Raw genomic sequence first — 16,753 nt, 5'->3', positions numbered from 1 at the left:
ATAAAGAATTTTGCGGAATCAGTTCAATCTACTAATGGTGTCTTGGTAGCTCATATTAGGAATATGCCAGAGAGTAAACCAAAGAAATATTTACTCTAATATCTGCCAATTGAGCTTTCTTCTCCAGAAAACCCAGTTGCATCACCTTCTTTGAGAAATCCACTGTAGGCTTCCATACCGTGTTCACCGATATCTAAACCTTCTAGTTCCTCTTCTTTAGATACTCTGATACCTAAAGTGGCTTTCAGGGCTAGCCAAAAAATACTACTGAGTAAAACAGTGAAGCCACCTACTGTGGCAACGCCCAGAAACTGAACACCAAACTGCCCAAGACCACCACCTGCAAATAAACCTTTTTCTGGGCCAAGTGCATACCAGGAATAAACACCAGGGCCAACAGACCATAGACCCACTGCTAGAGTCCCCCAGATGCCACAAACTAGGTGAACTGAGGTAGCTCCCACTGGGTCATCAATGCCAAGTTTGTCAAAAAATGTTACAGAGAAAACTACCAGTACCCCAGCAATCAAGCCAATGACTAAAGAAGCAGGAATACCTACGTAAGCACAAGGCGCTGTAATACCAACCAAGCCAGCCAGGATACCGTTGATAATCATTGACAGGTCTGGTTTACCTAAGTACAACCAAGCTGTAATAGTAGCGCCAATTCCACCAGCAGCAGCAGCCATGTTAGTGGTTACAGCAATGTGACTGATTGCACCAGGATCGGCAGCCATTACAGAACCGGGATTGAAACCAAACCAGCCCAACCAGAGGATCAAACAGCCCAATGTAGCAATACTCATGTTGTGGCCGGGCATAGCAACGACTTGCTTATCTTGATATTTACCAAGACGAGGCCCAAGAAATGCTGCTCCCATCAAAGCTGCCCAGCCACCTACAGAGTGAACCACTGTAGAACCGGCAAAATCCCAAAAGCCTCTGTCTGCTAGCCAACCACCACCCCAAATCCAGTGTCCGGTAATGGGATAGGCAATACCTACAAGTAAGAGGCTGAAAATTAGGAAGTCAGCAAACTTAATTCGTTCGGCTACTGCGCCAGAAACGATTGTTGCTGCTGTTCCAGCAAACACTAGCTGGAATAAAAACTTGGCTGCTAAAGGTACACCAGCCCAATTCATAGCACCGAAGATACCTTTATAAGCGTCTCCTGTGGCGGGACTGTTATCTGCTCCCCCTAAGAAAAACCCATTTAATCCAATGAAGTCGTTGCCATCACCGAACATTAAGGCAAAACCGATAGACCAAAAGGCAATGGTAGACAGAGCAAATACAATCAGGTTTTTGGAAAGAACATTGACAGCGTTTTTCTGGCGACAGAAGCCTGTTTCTAACATACAAAAACCAGCGTTCATGAAGAACACTAAAAAAGCTGCGATCGCAACCCATAAGGTGTCAAGAGCAACTTTTAGTTCTGCTGTCGTTGGCCCTGCGGCTGGAGTTTGGGCAACTGCGGCATAACCCCAACCCAACACAATCAGACAAGCTATAGGTAAACAAGCTTGCCAACTGGGAGAGAGCCGCCTAATCAGATTAAATAGCTTGACTTTGGAGTTGAATTGTGAGTTTATCGGAGAATTTTTTGCAGAAAGATGCCTCTTTTTTGTTTTCAATTTTTGTTTGTACATAAATTTCAGTGTCATCCTCCAAACTATCCTTGAACGAGGGAAAAGTAGCGTCAAAAGTTATAACCTGTCGTTTTTGATATTTTTCCTTTAGACCACTTGTTTAAAAACCATAAATTCAAATAACCTTAGTAGGAGTTTAAGAAACTATTGCACATCTGTAAATGTTTTTTGTAGCTCTTCGTAAGAAATTTATGATCTAATTTATAAAATAGTCAAGTCTTCTTCACTTAATCTTTAATCTTTCAAAAATAATTTTCCAAAGGAAAATTTCCCAAAATGAAATGTCAATAAAAAATCCGGTAGTAAGAGGCAAAGAATCAGTGAAATATGTATTATGGCTACCGTAAAATGGCTTTTTTCAGCTAAAAGCGTCATTGTTGGCTCTATTCGCTATCAAGGGTGTCAGTTCCAGAAGTTTTAGGGCGGTTTTTGTCTTCTTCTTGCATAAATTGATCAAATTGATTAATCGAATAAACATCAGGCCATACTGACGCACCGTGTTCGTAAACATCAATACCTATGCAATCACCTTGAGGATCGACACGTAGGTGTCCTAGTGCTTTTAGACCACCGAACATCAAAAAGCTAAAGGCGACAGTGAAAACTGCGATCGCGACTATACCCAAAAGTTGTATACCTAATAAATCAAAGCCCCCACCTAAAAATAATCCTGCTTTTTTGTTAAGGGTCAGCTCTGCTTGACCTAAAAAGCCAACGGATAAAGTACCCATCATGCCATTGATACCGTGTACAGCAAATGCTCCCACCGGGTCATCAATGTGGAGTGACTCAATCAAATCCACTCCCAGAGTAACCAAAATACCACCCGTTAACCCAATGAAAACCGCAGCCCAAGGTACAACGTAGGCGCAAGGAGCTGTAATTGCCACTAACCCTGCGAGTGAACCATTGAGAGAATAAACTAAATCCCACTTACCTCTACGAATATATTGAAAAATTAGCGCCGAAAGTGCCCCGGCTCCGGCAGCCAGTGTGGTGTTAACTGTCACCAAACCAATCAATCCTGTATTACCAGTGCTGAGGGTTGAACCAGGGTTGAACCCGTACCAACCAAACCACAAAATCATTGTTCCCAGAGTTGCTAGCCCTAGATTGTGTGCTGGCGGTAGTGTTCCCCAAGGCGGGCGAGCGGGACGAGGCCCAAGCAAATAGGCACCTACCAGCGCTGTCCAGCCACCAACGGTGTGGACAACAGAACTACCGGCAAAGTCGTGATAGCTCAATTTGGATAACCAGCCGCTGGAGTTCCAAACCCAGTGGACGATGATTGGGTAGCTGATGGCCCCCATAATGGCGCTGTAAATTAAGTCACCAATAAAGTCAGTTCTTCCAGCCATTGAACCAGTAGCAATCGTAGTAGCGGTAGCAGTAAAGGCAAACTGGAAGAAGAACAAGGTATAGGTATTGATGGCAGCTGTAGAACCTGGCGCACCCAATGTATAGCTACCATCAGCACCAGGTAGTTGACTAAGGAAAAAGGTATCTATGCCAACTAACCCACCTACACTTGTACCAAAGGCAATCCCAAAGCCGATTCCCCACCACACTAAGATGGTAACAGCAGCGTTAATAAAGTTTTCTAGTAAAGCGTTAACTACATCTCTTTGGCGGTTCAAACCTGCTTCTAACATAGCAAAGCCGGTTTGCATGAAGAATACTAAAAATCCAGTGATTAGTACCCAGATAGTATCAACGGAAATTTGCAGTTTCGTTGTAGTTTCAGATAAAGATTGAACAGTGGGAGGGTCTGCCGCCTGTACAATTGTGGGGGCAAAAACTGCAAATATCATTGAAGCGATCGCTAGCGCCAGTAAGCGGTGCCAGGGTCTAATATGCTGATTCATTGCTAATTTTTACTGCTCAAAAATTGGTAATTGATGTTGCTGATTCTATTTTTAACATCAATTAATTTAATTAGGCTGACTAAAATAAGTTTTTAGGCAAAATTTTTAGGAAATAAATTTTTAGGAAATAATTATCTCATTCTCTATATCTGTTATTTATTTTCCTGGAAACACACTTTTTTTAACATCAAAAAATCTGATGGTAGAAAAATATAAACACTCCTTCAGAGAAACTATTAGACTACTTCCTGTTTTACTTTTGGTAAATTTATGCCTCAACGAATAAATTTGATTGATTGTCTATTTACTTAAACCAAAAAACTGTATCGCTGAATACAATTTTTGACTTTTGTTATGAAATATAGCTCCTGAGCCAATAGTTCAAGCAACTACATCCTTTATAGCTAAGTATTTTCCGATGCCAGGATAGGATAATTTTGGATATTATTAATTTTTGATATAAAAAGTTAATTGTTTGTTACTTTAGAAATATGTTAATTGATCTCTGCACCAAAATTTGTATCAAAAGCAACGCAGATTTGCAATACTTATCCTGAAACAGCGGATTTATCGGACTATTTATCCAAGATACAGCACTTCCGGCAGCTATAAGGTACATCCTCAAAACTGAAAGCTATGACAGGAGAGGGACAAGGATAAAAACTGTATTGCATAATAGCTGGAAGTGCTGTAAGTGTAGACTCATAGCCTAATTCCTCAAATGCGCCAGTTACAAAGGCAAAGACGCTCCGCCTACTAGCTTGTGGTTACAGATAGCCTAGCCGATTCAACGCCAATCATTAACAAAGCTAATTTCCTGAAAGAAACCGGCTTTAGAGTACCTGTAATATGGGAAACTTGGCAATATTCCCTATAAACTAGATTTAAAATGAGTAACACAATTTCGGATATTGCAGTCAAGACAATCAACGGTGAAGATAAGCAATTAAATGACTACACAGGAAAGGTGCTTTTAATTGTAAATGTGGCTTCCTACTGTGGGTATACTTCTCAATACGAGGGGCTAGAAAAATTGAACCAGAAGTATGGACAAACAGGGTTACGTATTTTAGGGTTCCCTTGTAACGATTTTGGAGCGCAGGAACCAGGAAGCAATGAAGAAATTGTGCAATTCTGCACGAGCAAATATGGTGTTACCTTTGAATTATTTGATAAGATTCATGCTAAAGGCTCACAGCAGCATCCACTTTATGAGCGACTTACCAAAGCTGTTGAGCCAACGGGAACTGTTGCTTGGAACTTTGAAAAATTTTTAGTTAATAAGCAAGGTGAAGTGGTAGCTCGATTTAATAGTAGTGTCCAGCCAACTTCACCAGAGATAATTGCCATAATTGAGAAAGAATTAGCAAAATAGTCATTGGGTAAAATTCTTTGTAATATTAACTATTGACTGTTAGCTCTGGACTGTTAAATTTATTTACGTCCAGTCTCTTAACTGAGAATATTCTCTTAATAAGTAGTTTAATTTATTAGTGTCTAATTTGTCATGAATGTTGCAATCATTGGTTGTGGTTATGTTGGTTATAAGGTCGCTCAATATTGGCAGCAAAAGATGAATTTTGTTGTCAGTGTAACCACAACTTCCCCTGAGCGTGTTCCTGCACTACAATCAGTATCTCAAAGAGTTGTAGTTACCTGTGGTAATGACCTAGATAGTCTAAAATCAGTTTTGCAAAATCAAGATGTTGTACTTTTGAGTGTTGGTGCAAAAGATAGGGAAAGTTATGAAGAAACTTATCTACAAACTGCCCAAAGTTTAGTTTCAACCTTGCAGCAGATTAAGAGTGTTAAGCAATTAATATACACAGGTAGTTATGCCGTGTATGGTGACAGAAATGGTGTATGGGTAGATGAAGAAACACCGCTTGCACCCGCTAATTTAAATGCACAAATTCTCCGAAAAACAGAGGATGTGTTGCTATCAGCATCTAGCGAAAATCTTCGGGTTTGTATCTTTCGCTTAGGAGGAATTTATGGGACTGGCAGGGAACTGTTGAAAATATTTAGTAGATATTCTGGTGCAACCAATCCGGGTAATGGCGAGGATATCACAAATTGGATTCATCTAGATGATATTGTTGGTGCGATAGAATTTGCCCGTGAACATCGTTTGCAAGGGATTTACAATCTAGTCGATGATGCACATCTCACTAGCCGAGACTTGTTAGATAGCTTATTTGAAAAACATAATTTACCCAAAGTTAAATGGGATACTACTGTCAAGAGTACCCGCCCATATAATGCTTGGGTATCGAATGAAAAGCTCAAAGAAGCTGGATATCAATTGATTCATCCACAGATAATTTTTTAGCAAGTACTAACAACTAGGAATTATGCAACCATCTGCTGTAGCTAACACAACCAATTTGACAGCATCTCCTAGCCAGTTTTATAGTTGGCAGAATTATCGTTGCGCTTACGAAGTTCATCAACCAATTAATACAACGTATGAAGACGTTCCCTTGCTGTTAATTCATCCGATTGGCGTGGGATTATCGCGGCAATTTTGGCAACGATTTTGTCGCCAATGGTATGATGCAGGTCAGCGTAATCCAATTTACAACCCTGATTTATTGGGATGTGGTGAAAGTGATATGCCTCATGTCGCTTACACTCCTGATAATTGGGCAGAACAATTACAGTACTTTTTACAAACTGTAGTCCGAAAGCCTGTGATTGTAGTTGTACAAGGTGCTTTATTGCCAGTTGCTATTCAACTAGTTCAAAAGGAATCAAATTTAATTGCCGGACTTGTACTTTCTGGGCCTCCAGCGTGGGGTTTGATGACAAATAAATCACCAGAATGGCGGCAAAAAGTCCTTTGGAATCTGTTTGATTCGCCTTTTGGCAGTGCTTTTTATCGCTATGCACGCACTCCAAAATTTTTACGTTCTTTCTCGACTCGTCAACTTTTTGCTTCTGAGAATGCTGTGGATGCAGAGTAGTTAAATACATTGGTTGCAGGTGCAGCAAATCCTGCTAGCCGCCATGCAGTGTTTTCTTTTTTAGCAGGGTTTTGGCGACAGGATTATACTAGTTATATAGCCTCTATTGGGCAACCAACATTAGCCGTTATGGGAGAAACTGCATCGAGTATTAGCCAAGACAATAGAAAAGAAACACCAGATGAACGCTTGGCTCACTATCTTGCTTGTTTGCCTCAAGGTCAAGGTATAAAAATAAATGGGCGTAATGTTTTACCCTATGAATCAACTGCTGAGTTTGTTGCAGCGATCGCAACCTTTATAAATGAACTTTCTTAGCCAATTGTATAGTTACACTATATCAGTTCTCCCATGATAGGTTATGACTGGAGTTGATTACTAAAGGCAAGCAAAATTATGTTCCCCAATCGCAAAGGACAAAGAGTTCCTAATGTCACTTTTCATACTCGCCTGAACAACCAGTGGGTGGATGTGACAACCGATGAGCTATTTGCTAATAAGACAGTGGTTGTCTTCTCTTTACCAGGTGCTTATACTCCGACTTGTTCATCAACTCATCTCCCTGGCTACAACGAATTAGCCGGGGTTTTCAAACAAAATGGTGTCGATGACATTATCTGTATTTCTGTGAATGATGCCTTTGTGATGAACGAATGGGCAAAGGATCAAGAGGCAGAAAATATCACGTTAATTCCCGATGGTAATGGTGAATTTACTGAAGGTATGGGTATGCTGGTAGATAAATCAGACTTGGGATTTGGGAAGCGATCGTGGCGTTATTCTATGCTGGTAAGAGATGGCGTGATTAACCAGATGTTTATTGAACCAGACGAGCCAGGAGATCCCTTTAAGGTGTCTGATGCTGAGACAATGCTCAGATATATTAACCCCCAAGCAGTGAAGCCTGAACTTGTTTCTCTGTTTGCAAAAGTTGGTTGTCCCTTCTGTGCCCGTGCTAAGACGATGCTCAACGAACATGGCATTAATTACGAAGAAATTACCTTGGGCAAGGATATTACCACACGCTCTTTACGAGCAGTTACAGGTGCGACAACAGTTCCCCAAGTATTTATCGATGGTAAATTAATTGGTGGTTCTGAGGCATTAGAAGCCTACTTCGCTGCTAAATAGGGTTTAGTTGTAGGGGCACACAGCTAGATAACTGTGCGCCCCTACAACGTATTCAAAGATCATTATTGCAGGGATCAAGGGTCAATCACCGCCACTTTTGTGTTTAAAGTTTTAGTAAGGCGATCGCATTCCAAATTATAAATCACTTTCTCTAAATACCATTTATCCGATTAGACTTGGCGCGTTTGCCGCTACTGTGTCAATCTTTTAATTATTTGCTTATATTATATTTAAAGTCAGCAGTTAACAAATCTTCAGATGGGTAGATGTATTTTTGCCCAGTTATTCACTACTGATCAGATAAAATTGATTCGGATTGAATTCCCATTTATTTAAAAGACAATATGTTTGCCAGAATTCGCCGAATTTTAAGTCAATTTTTTAGTAGATCAAGAACAATAAACAACGAACCACTGAACAAAGTGAGTTTGATTGTCATTATTTTAATTGATATTTTTATCTTAATTAATGTTTTTACGGGACTCGATGATATTAGCAGATGGCATCTCAGTCCAACTGAGGCTTATCCATGTTATTCAGAATGGCAAAATTACCGGACAAAAAAAACTAAAGATAAAGACTATGAAATTCTTAGACTTTCATTGTCATCATACACCAGCAATCAACTCAGCTTTCAGCGAAACTACCAGCAAGCCGAAACAGGACATCTGGGTAAGGTTTCTAAAACGTGCTTACAATATGCAGATTACAAAGATAAGATTAACAATCCTGAAAAGCAGCAAATCATTAAAACTATTGAGCAGAAACAAGCAAAAATTAGTAGACTTGAACAATCTAATAACACTATTAAATCACAGTATGACTCAACGCTTTTAGAAAAAATTGCAGGTCAGAGTCGTGGGCAATCAATTAATCAAGTTAGCGCTGAAAAAGCTAAACAAGCATTAGAAGAAAATAATCGCCAAATCTCTACTCTTAAACAAGAAAATTCTACTCTTAAAAATGAACTGCTTGCCAAAGCGGAAAGCGTTAACTTTATCACCTTTCTTAAAGATGAAAATCAATTCAAAGAAGTTGACAAAGGCTATCAACAGGCATCATTTTGGTATCCAAGTATCCAGCTTGCTTTTCAATCTCTCTTTCTTCTACCGCTAATTATCCTTACCTTATCAGTTAATAAATTTGCCCAAGGAAGAGGATATGGACTCATCTCCCTAATTAGCTGGCATTTGCTAGTCATCTTTTTTATCCCACTAATCGTTAAAATATTTGAATTTCTGCAAATAGGCGTAATATTTCAATTTCTCTTTGAGATTATTAAGTCCCTTTTTGGCGGTTTACTTTTCCTGATAAATTATGTTTATATCTTGCTGATTCCAATTGTTGGTTTTGGAATTATCCAGTTTTTTCAGAAAGTTGTCTTTAATGTTAAAGTCCAGGCAGCTAACAGAGTCCAAAAATCACGCTGTGTAAATTGCGCCAAGAAAATTCGACACCTTGATACTTACTGCCCCCACTGTGGTTATTATCAAGATATTGAATGTCAAAACTGTCATAATCTTACTTATAAACATTTGCCGTATTGTAAACATTGTGGAACTTTTCAAGATTCCAGTAATTTGTAATCAGTGAAGTCGTTGATCATTCTTTTTAAGTTTAGATATGGAAGAAGTAAAAACAGTCAATAAAGAAAGTCAGTCACCGCTTTCTTTTCTCAAAAACCTGTTGATTGCTCGTTGGCGATCGCTATTATTCCTCTTAATAGGAGTATATTTACCTTTACAGGTCTTTGAAATCCTGACAGTGAAGTTATGGGAAAATCAAGCTGGCTTACCGTGGGATGTACCTATTCTGTTAGCAATCCATTCTACAGCCAACCCACAATTAGATGTTTTAGCTGTCACCCTAGCTATAGTTGGGTTGCCTTGGACAGCGATACCGATTCTAGGTGCGATCGCACTAATATTATTACTACAAAAACGCTGGCGATCGCTAGCTTATTTACTCACTGCCTCAGTGGGAAGTGTTATCATCAACCGTACAGCCAAGGAATTAATGCATCGAGTGCGTCCACAATTGTGGCAGTCTATTGTACCTGAGTATAGTTTTGCATTTCCCAGTGGTCATGCTATGACGAGTATAACTCTGGTAGCAATTTTGCTATTCTTAACTTGGGCTAGCTCTTGGCGCTGGTTGGTTCTTATGTTCGGCAGCTTATACATAATAGCTATTGCCTGGTGTCGTCTCTATCTGGGAGTTCATTTTCCCAGTGACATTCTCGCAGGTTGGATGGTTGCATTAGGTTGGACAGTTGGTGTCAGTCTAATTATCAAACCATACATAACTCAAGTCAAAACCGTAGATGATGAACGCCCTGAAGATGAAACTACTTTACTCCCTGAAGAAAGAAAGTTGATAGCTGAGGAGTAACATTATGTGTGTAGTAGTTTGTCAAGCTAGTTTTGAGTGTTTGTAAGTTAGAAAACATCTAATTTGCATAATCGAAGAATTAAATATAACTTTTGTGGGGTGGGCATCTTACCCACCCAGCTTATGCAATTTAAGCTTAGTAAGCATTTTAGCCCTTAACACGAGCTTGCTTACTCATCAATTTAAACTTGACAAACCACTATAAATATCCAGAAATTAAATATGCGTTATTCAGAATCCTTGTAGAGACGTAGCACTGCTACGTCTCTACATTATTTTTCACTCCTATGTAAACTAGATTGTCTTTCTCAGAAGTACTGGCGCAATCTTTTGCGGTAATTGCACCTAGCTACTTACCAGCGTCTAATATTGATTTATCTAAACAGAATTCAGGAGTCAGGAGTCAGAATTCAGTATGAATTCTGTACGAGTGGCGGATAGCGCCGGCGGCAAGCGAGTACTCGATAGCGTAGCGTTAGCGAGTATTTTCGAGTCGCGTCTGAATAAACGGGTTTAAAACCCCCATCAAATTGAAAATTTGGTGGTCTTAAAGACGCTCCTGCGTCGCTAACGCTGTGCTATCGAGCGTCTTTATTCTGACTCCTGAATTCTGACTCCTGAATTCTTCTTCAATTGTTCCAATTTCATGAAATTTAATCAAACTTTTAAGTGAGAAGTTAGAATTCCTCCCGGCTTCTTGCTCTTGAATACCCAAGTAAGAAAAGCTATATCTGTAGATAGTAATAAATTTTACAATTAAGTTCTAGAAAATACAAAAAAATTTTTGGCATTTTGATATACATCTAAAAAAAAGAGGAATTAAATTTGACTATTTTAGAATTTTCATTATTAATTTGGATTGGTTCATTTAGCGCTGGCTTGTTAGGGGCGCTGACTGGGCTAGGAGGCGGGGTAGTAATTGTGCCCTTATTAACTTCAATATTTGGCGTTGATATTCGATACGCCGTTGGTGCTTCACTAGTATCTGTAATTGCTACCTCTTTGGGTGCAGCATCTACCTATATAAAAAAAGGCTATACCAATTTGCGATTGGGAATGTTTTTAGAAGTAGCGACAACTATTGGTGCGATCGCAGGAGCAATGATTGCTACTTTTATCTCTGTGAAAGCTCTAACTATCGTACTAGCGATCGTCCTGATTTATTCAGCATACCTTTCACAACGACCTAGAATAGAACATCTTGAAAATGAAGCAGCAAATCCCATCGCAAATTATCTCAAACTGAATAGCAGTTATCCAACTCCAGAGGGGGTGATGTCTTATCAAGTTCATTCAGTACCAATGGGATTTGGTGTGATGTTAATAGCTGGGGTGCTTTCTGGATTACTTGGCATCGGTTCCGGGGGATTTAAGGTATTGGCAATGGATCAAGCCATGCGTCTACCCTTCAAAGTTGCTACCACCACTAGCAATTTCATGATCGGCGTGACAGCAGCAGCATCAGCCGGAGTTTATCTAGCACGAGGCTACATCGATCCAGGACTATCCATGCCAGTAATGCTGGGGGTATTACCTGGTGCTTTCTTGGGCGCACGAATCCTGATAGGCGCTAAAACGCAGGTTTTGAGAATTCTCTTCAGTTTTGTGCTGGTGGTAATGGCTTTGAAAATGGTCTACAACAGTTTAATCGGGGGGCTGTAAAATGTATAAATTTAATAGTAGCTTTCGCTGGGCATTACTGGCACAACCAGATACTGAAGTGGCTACACTAACTTTACCACCGAAAGATCCAGACTCTAATATCGAACAATTAAAACAGCCCACTAGCACAGTCGCACAATTGCCCGATAACTGTGAGATTGATGTTAACAAAAATGTCACCAAAACATCAAATGAACAGCAATTGGAATATTTGCTCAGTAACCTCATGAAATATGGCGTTCTGATAGCTAGTGCTGTCGTTTTGCTAGGGGGTATACTCTACTTAATTCATCACGGTACTGAACCTGCGGAATATCACTTTTTTCGGGCAGAACCATTAGAATTTCGCTCACCAGTTGGTGTCGTGAAAGCAGTTTTATCAGGTAGCAATCGCGGCATTATTCAACTTGGACTGTTATTATTAATTGCTACTCCCATTGTTCGCGTTTTTATTTCCCTATTGGCTTTCCTGCTACAGCGAGAATTTATCTATGTAATTGTTACTTTATTAGTAATGGCAAGTCTGATTTACAGCCTTGTCGGAGCATATTATTAGAAGTATTCTCAAAAATCAAGGGGAAAAGGTTAATTTTCCCCTTAACGTAAAAGTATAGGACTTAGGCATTGACACAAAATACAAAATATGAATTTTTGAAAAACCAGATATGTCGTAGGGGGACAGGAGTGCTCATAGGTGTCAACTTACAGCGCTTCCGGCTTATTATGCAATATAGTTTTCTTCTTGCCCCTCTCCTATCATCGCTTTCAGCTTTTAGGATGTACCTCATAGCTGCCGGAAGTGCTGTAACGTAAAAACCAGTCTAGAAAAAGCTTTTAGGATTGCCTCGTTCCCCTGCTCCGACTGGGAATGCCTATCGTTGAGGCGGAGCCTCAACGATAGGCAGAGCCGCTATGATGAGCATTTCCAGCCAGAGGCTGGAAACGAGATTTGAAAGGAGTTCTACCTTAAGTTGACACCAATGGCATCCTGCCCGCCCTGATAATGCAAGTTGTATACGTAACAGCTTAATTTCTGGATATGTCCAATATACAGTTTAAATGCGTCACAGCTTAAGAATCCTATAGTCACTAATTACTAATCGTCCTTTTCTTCCATAAGGTGTTTCACTTCATCACGAGAAATTTTGATTTTCTGACCATCAAACTTAGTCAGATTAAAGAAAAAGTCTTCGTTATAAGTAAGTGACTGCTCTTGCAGCAGGCCAATTGCTATCTGCTCACCCAGTTTCACAGACTCCGTGTAATCACTGCGCCAGTGAACACCAGCACCATTACGAGCGATGGAAATATTGGCAGCAACCTTATTCAACTCTCCACCAACCGTTATCTGTCCGACATCAGCGCCATTATATTTAACTAGTTCCGTACCTTCAGCATTAGCAACTACTGGTTCAGGAATCACCCAAGACTCATCAAACCAAGCTTTCAGAATAGTAACGCAAGCACCTGCAACAGTAGCGTGTCCAGCACCGTAGGCGGGGTGAGTGGGAGAACCTTCTGGGAACGCTATTGGTAACAAATAAGTACCGTAGCGGCTGTGAACTTTTTCAAGGGCGCTGGTGCGAAAAACTTCTTCATTAATTGGATATTTTGCACGGCCAGTCAGTTGATTGTGAATTAGTCCACCAAATGCTTCAGGACGTATGCGGCGATGTACATACCACTTTTGGAACCATACAGCTTTCAGCGCTCTGGTTGCTACCTCAGTCACCAAACTAAGAATATGGGGCCCACCAAAAGTCCCAAACCCGATTTGAGTTTTAGAATTTTTGTAAGGGTTTCCTTCATCTACAGGAGCTTCCAGTCCCAACAAAATCAAACAGGCGTTGAGGTAAGCTTCATAGAGAGCATCAACGTGGACATATTGACCGATATCTCGCACATTACGGATATGGCGGGGTGTGCTATCAAAGGCATCTGTTTTGGCGTTGCCACCATTTTGGATATTCAACCAACTTTCGTAATCAGTCAAATAATTGATATTTGACTGTACAGTTTTTTGTTTTTGAGAAATCGTTAGGGAACCGTAGGGAATATCCTTGAGCAAGAACTGGGAGATATAAGGGCCTACTAAATCACCAGCATGAATACCTCGGAAAATGGTAGCTGGTGTGACGCATCCACCAACTTTTGGCCCGCGAAAGTCAGACAATTTGGACAAATCTGCTGCGGCTTCTGCTACCAAAGGATTATTTGTGTAATCACTGAAGTTGATATCTCGCAACAGTGCCATCCAGTAAAGTTCCACCATTTCCCCGGAGTTTTCGGCTGAGTCGATACGAGGTGCTGGAGGAATAGCCAATGCATGTCCGTCGGGGCCTTCTAAATCAAAACCCAAACCTGCTTGAGGATTGGTCAATTTGTGGCCAAGACCTAGCTTAATAGCTTCAAAGTCTTCGGGTTTGCCGCTTTCAAGGGCTTTGAGTAGAAATTTGTAAGCTTCTGGCTTAACTTCTCCAAGTTCATTATGAGGCAAACCTTTAGAGAAATTGGCAATGTAATTAGGATTTCCATCTGCACCGCCATAGTCTTGTTGTTCACCATTGCAAACATGATCGACTGCACCCCGGTTAAAGGCAATTTGTGCTGCTTCACGACGAATTGATCGAGATGATTTCCGACGTTGTTTGTTGTTTTCAGGACCAAGTTCTTGGCATTCTTGGCGAGAAGGACGCTCTTTATTCATAATAGATTCCTTTTGTAAAATTAGTGAAATTGGGATGTGATGGTCACACATATATCTACTGATTACAGTTTGAAGATTACGGAAAATCTGCCACATTTTTCTAAACAGAAAAGCGGTTTTTACGTAGACGAGTTTTTCCTGAAGTCCAGCCTGGAAACTTTAGTGATATCGCTAGGTACAGACCAAAGTTTGATGGTTTCGTCACTACTGCCACTCACTAGGGTTTTCCCGTTAGGACTGAAGGCCACAGACCATACAGATTTGCTATGTCCTGCAAAGTTGGCAAAGAGTTTGCCATTAGGTAAATCCCAGAGCTTGATTGTTCTGTCATAACTACCACTGGCTAAGGTTTGTCCATTAGGGCTAAAGGCAACAGACCATACAGATTGAGAATGACCTGCTAGAGTGTGCAACAATTTGCCATTACCCAGTTGCCACAGTTTGATGGTTTTATCCATACTCCCACTGGCGAGGGTTTGCCCGTCAGGACTGAAGGCAACAGAAGATACTCCTTGGGAATGCCCTGTAAGAGTCTGTATTAGTGACGGACTGCCAGTGTTTAGCTGCCAAATTCTAATGGAGTTATCTCTGCCACCACTGGCTAACTTCTGGCTATCGGGGCTAAAAGCAACAGACTTTACCCAGCCCACATTTTGGAGTGTAAAGAGTTCTTTGCCTGTGTCTAAATTCCAGAGCTTAATGGTATTGTCAGCACTGCTACTAGCAAGTGATTTTCCGTTGGGACTTATAGCGATCGCTTCTACATCGTCTTTATGCCCTTCAAGGGTACGGATGAGAGTTCCTGTTTCCAGATTCCACAGTTTAATTCGATTATCCCAACTGCCACTAGCGAGTACACGGCGATCGCTGCTAATTGCCAAGGATACAACTGCATCAGCATGACCTTTAAAAGTGTAGAGTAACTTACCAGTGTGTAGATTCCAAATCTTGATCGTGCCATCATAGCTACCACTAGCCAAAGTATTACCATCTGGACTGATAGCGATCGCATAAATCCAGACTGAATGTCCTTTGAGGGTTTGATAAGGTTGAATCATTGGCAAGGGCATAGCCCCAGGCGTGGCCATCTGGAATGGTAATAGTAAACGATAAGAGCTAAACCCAGCCAAGGTTGCTGTAGACGTAATTGCCAGCACTAATGTAATTTTATTAACAATTGAATTTGACACCACAGAAGGACTCTCCATTTACACAATTTGAGCGACAAATAGTATCAGAAAACAGCAGGCAGAAGAAATTAAAGCCTGTTTTAGCTTCTTCAACTAATTAGTTACTTCTGCCATATTGTATTAATGGAGCTATTTGTTTTTTTGTTCTACTAAATCTGGCTGAGTTACTTTCTTGGCGTTTCTTTGTTGCTTATCTTGGTGTTCAATCCAAAGCCGGATGATAAACAAAACCGTGATTAGGATAGTAGCAATCAGGCTAATTGGTGTTAAATATGTCCAATGACCTGACATTTTATCCCAGATATGCCAAATCAAAATTATCATAGCTACATAAGTAAGCTTATGTAATTGCTTCCAGTTCTTTTTCAGCTTTTTTACACTCCAATTATTAGAAGTTATAGAAAGGAGTGTAAAAATAATGAAAGTGCTTACACCCTGGATATATATCCAAAATGTATTGATGTCAAAAAATCAAAGTTTCTCTTTTGAACCATTAGTAAACCATGACCTAAAGCTAAAAAGAAAGCTATAAGACCAATGTTACGGCGGCGTTTTAGTAGCCATTGGGGAATGCCAGTCTCTTTAGTTTGAGGAAAAACAATTCTAAAAATTGTGGGTATTAGTGTGCCTATATAACTAGCCAATGCGAGAAATCCTAGAATATTAGCCAGAGATGGTTCATCTATTAAAATCATAATTAATCACCTAAAAATTAAGATTGTTAGCAATAGAAACTACAGGTATAAATAGTGAAGCAAAACTTCTGCCTATCATAAGCTGATAGCAGATTAGCTAGGCATTTTAATCCGTAAAGTCAAGCCTATATATTTATCAGAGGCTAATTAAAAATTTATGCGATTGTCAAATAAAATTACACCTATTACTAAAATTAATTACGAGAGATATAGGACTCATATTTAATTCCTGAAAAAAATCAGTAAACCCCGAAAAGGTTTATTCCCCACTCCCCACTCCCTCTCTACACAAATAATTTCAAAAATCAAAGCGGACTGCTATAGACATTTGGTGAAAAGGAATATAAAGACGTAGCACTGCTAGTTCTCTACAAGAGTTATGGATTTAATTTCTGAAAATGTCTAATATTTGTAGCCTACCCTTCTTCTAACAAAGAGACTAGACGAGCCGGAAATGCTTTGCATAACATGGACTATTGCGATCGCACTCAGCTAGA

At 40.1% G+C, this 16,753-nt stretch carries 13 protein-coding genes and 1 pseudogene; 8 read left to right on the top strand and 6 right to left on the bottom strand.

Annotated elements, in window-relative coordinates; all coding sequences use genetic code 11:
- Window positions 1-95: 95 nt before the first annotated feature.
- Together ANSO36C_RS24565 and ANSO36C_RS24560 are read right to left on the bottom strand one after the other, a co-directional pair.
- Window positions 96-1,649 carry an ammonium transporter gene (locus ANSO36C_RS24565; RefSeq protein ID WP_251956646.1) on the bottom strand — a complete coding sequence of 518 codons (1,554 nt, stop codon included), beginning with the start codon at window positions 1,647-1,649 and terminating at the stop codon, window positions 96-98.
- A 383-nt stretch (window positions 1,650-2,032) separates the two neighbouring features.
- Window positions 2,033-3,514 (bottom strand): ammonium transporter, encoded by a 1,482-nt coding sequence (locus ANSO36C_RS24560; RefSeq protein WP_251956645.1) that lies wholly within the window; start codon window positions 3,512-3,514, stop codon window positions 2,033-2,035.
- 889 nt (window positions 3,515-4,403) lie between these two features.
- On the opposite strand from ANSO36C_RS24560, the gene ANSO36C_RS24555 reads away from it, so the two are divergent.
- The 8 genes and pseudogenes from ANSO36C_RS24555 (at window position 4,404) to ANSO36C_RS24520 (ending at window position 12,220) form a co-directional block, all read left to right on the top strand.
- Complete coding sequence (locus ANSO36C_RS24555) at window positions 4,404-4,889, top strand: glutathione peroxidase (RefSeq protein WP_251956644.1); 486 nt, start codon at window positions 4,404-4,406, stop codon at window positions 4,887-4,889.
- A 132-nt stretch (window positions 4,890-5,021) separates the two neighbouring features.
- Window positions 5,022-5,846, top strand: a complete 825-nt coding sequence (locus tag ANSO36C_RS24550; RefSeq protein WP_251956643.1) for an SDR family oxidoreductase — start codon at window positions 5,022-5,024, stop codon at window positions 5,844-5,846.
- Between the two features lie 22 nt (window positions 5,847-5,868).
- Window positions 5,869-6,798: pseudogene (locus ANSO36C_RS24545) on the top strand (alpha/beta fold hydrolase).
- 78 nt (window positions 6,799-6,876) lie between these two features.
- Window positions 6,877-7,611 carry a glutathione peroxidase gene (locus tag ANSO36C_RS24540; protein WP_251956642.1) on the top strand — a complete coding sequence of 245 codons (735 nt, stop codon included), beginning with the start codon at window positions 6,877-6,879 and terminating at the stop codon, window positions 7,609-7,611.
- 344 nt (window positions 7,612-7,955) lie between these two features.
- Window positions 7,956-9,197, top strand: a complete 1,242-nt coding sequence (locus ANSO36C_RS24535; RefSeq protein ID WP_251956641.1) for a hypothetical protein — start codon at window positions 7,956-7,958, stop codon at window positions 9,195-9,197.
- 37 nt (window positions 9,198-9,234) lie between these two features.
- The gene (locus tag ANSO36C_RS24530) at window positions 9,235-10,002 is read left to right on the top strand and encodes a phosphatase PAP2 family protein (protein ID WP_251956640.1); all 768 of its coding nucleotides are present in this window, start codon (window positions 9,235-9,237) and stop codon (window positions 10,000-10,002) included.
- An 825-nt stretch (window positions 10,003-10,827) separates the two neighbouring features.
- Window positions 10,828-11,664 carry a sulfite exporter TauE/SafE family protein gene (locus ANSO36C_RS24525; protein WP_251956639.1) on the top strand — a complete coding sequence of 279 codons (837 nt, stop codon included), beginning with the start codon at window positions 10,828-10,830 and terminating at the stop codon, window positions 11,662-11,664.
- Window position 11,665: 1 nt separating this feature from the next.
- Window positions 11,666-12,220 carry a DUF1634 domain-containing protein gene (locus tag ANSO36C_RS24520; protein ID WP_251956638.1) on the top strand — a complete coding sequence of 185 codons (555 nt, stop codon included), beginning with the start codon at window positions 11,666-11,668 and terminating at the stop codon, window positions 12,218-12,220.
- A gap of 540 nt (window positions 12,221-12,760) precedes the next feature.
- On the opposite strand, the gene ANSO36C_RS24515 is transcribed toward ANSO36C_RS24520, so the two are convergent.
- From ANSO36C_RS24515 to ANSO36C_RS24500, 4 genes are all read right to left on the bottom strand, one after another.
- On the bottom strand, window positions 12,761-14,371 hold the full coding sequence (locus ANSO36C_RS24515) for a vanadium-dependent haloperoxidase (protein WP_251956637.1): 1,611 nt from the start codon (window positions 14,369-14,371) through the stop codon (window positions 12,761-12,763).
- 119 nt (window positions 14,372-14,490) lie between these two features.
- Window positions 14,491-15,564 (bottom strand): WD40 repeat domain-containing protein, encoded by a 1,074-nt coding sequence (locus tag ANSO36C_RS24510; RefSeq protein WP_251956636.1) that lies wholly within the window; start codon window positions 15,562-15,564, stop codon window positions 14,491-14,493.
- Between the two features lie 126 nt (window positions 15,565-15,690).
- The gene (locus ANSO36C_RS24505; RefSeq protein WP_251956635.1) at window positions 15,691-15,885 is read right to left on the bottom strand and encodes a hypothetical protein; all 195 of its coding nucleotides are present in this window, start codon (window positions 15,883-15,885) and stop codon (window positions 15,691-15,693) included.
- Between the two features lie 104 nt (window positions 15,886-15,989).
- Window positions 15,990-16,256 (bottom strand): hypothetical protein, encoded by a 267-nt coding sequence (locus tag ANSO36C_RS24500; protein WP_251956634.1) that lies wholly within the window; start codon window positions 16,254-16,256, stop codon window positions 15,990-15,992.
- Between the last annotated feature and the right edge of the window lie 497 nt (window positions 16,257-16,753).

The sequence above is a fragment of the Nostoc cf. commune SO-36 genome (genome assembly GCF_023734775.1).
GTDB classification, from domain to species: Bacteria; Cyanobacteriota; Cyanobacteriia; order Cyanobacteriales; family Nostocaceae; genus Nostoc; species Nostoc commune_A.
This window is presented reverse-complemented; position numbering and strand designations above follow the sequence as displayed.

Bases quoted from the DNA above. Each gene is read 5' to 3' on its own strand.
- ANSO36C_RS24565 (WP_251956646.1), bottom strand. From the start codon at position 1,649: ATGTACAAACAAAAATTGAAAACAAAAAAGAGGCATCTTTCTGCAAAA.
- ANSO36C_RS24560 (WP_251956645.1), bottom strand. From the start codon at position 3,514: ATGAATCAGCATATTAGACCCTGGCACCGCTTACTGGCGCTAGCGATC.
- ANSO36C_RS24555 (WP_251956644.1), top strand. From the start codon at position 4,404: ATGAGTAACACAATTTCGGATATTGCAGTCAAGACAATCAACGGTGAA.
- ANSO36C_RS24550 (WP_251956643.1), top strand. From the start codon at position 5,022: ATGAATGTTGCAATCATTGGTTGTGGTTATGTTGGTTATAAGGTCGCT.
- ANSO36C_RS24540 (WP_251956642.1), top strand. From the start codon at position 6,877: ATGTTCCCCAATCGCAAAGGACAAAGAGTTCCTAATGTCACTTTTCAT.
- ANSO36C_RS24535 (WP_251956641.1), top strand. From the start codon at position 7,956: ATGTTTGCCAGAATTCGCCGAATTTTAAGTCAATTTTTTAGTAGATCA.
- ANSO36C_RS24530 (WP_251956640.1), top strand. From the start codon at position 9,235: ATGGAAGAAGTAAAAACAGTCAATAAAGAAAGTCAGTCACCGCTTTCT.
- ANSO36C_RS24520 (WP_251956638.1), top strand. From the start codon at position 11,666: ATGTATAAATTTAATAGTAGCTTTCGCTGGGCATTACTGGCACAACCA.
- ANSO36C_RS24515 (WP_251956637.1), bottom strand. From the start codon at position 14,371: ATGAATAAAGAGCGTCCTTCTCGCCAAGAATGCCAAGAACTTGGTCCT.
- ANSO36C_RS24505 (WP_251956635.1), bottom strand. From the start codon at position 15,885: ATGATAATTTTGATTTGGCATATCTGGGATAAAATGTCAGGTCATTGG.
- ANSO36C_RS24500 (WP_251956634.1), bottom strand. From the start codon at position 16,256: ATGATTTTAATAGATGAACCATCTCTGGCTAATATTCTAGGATTTCTC.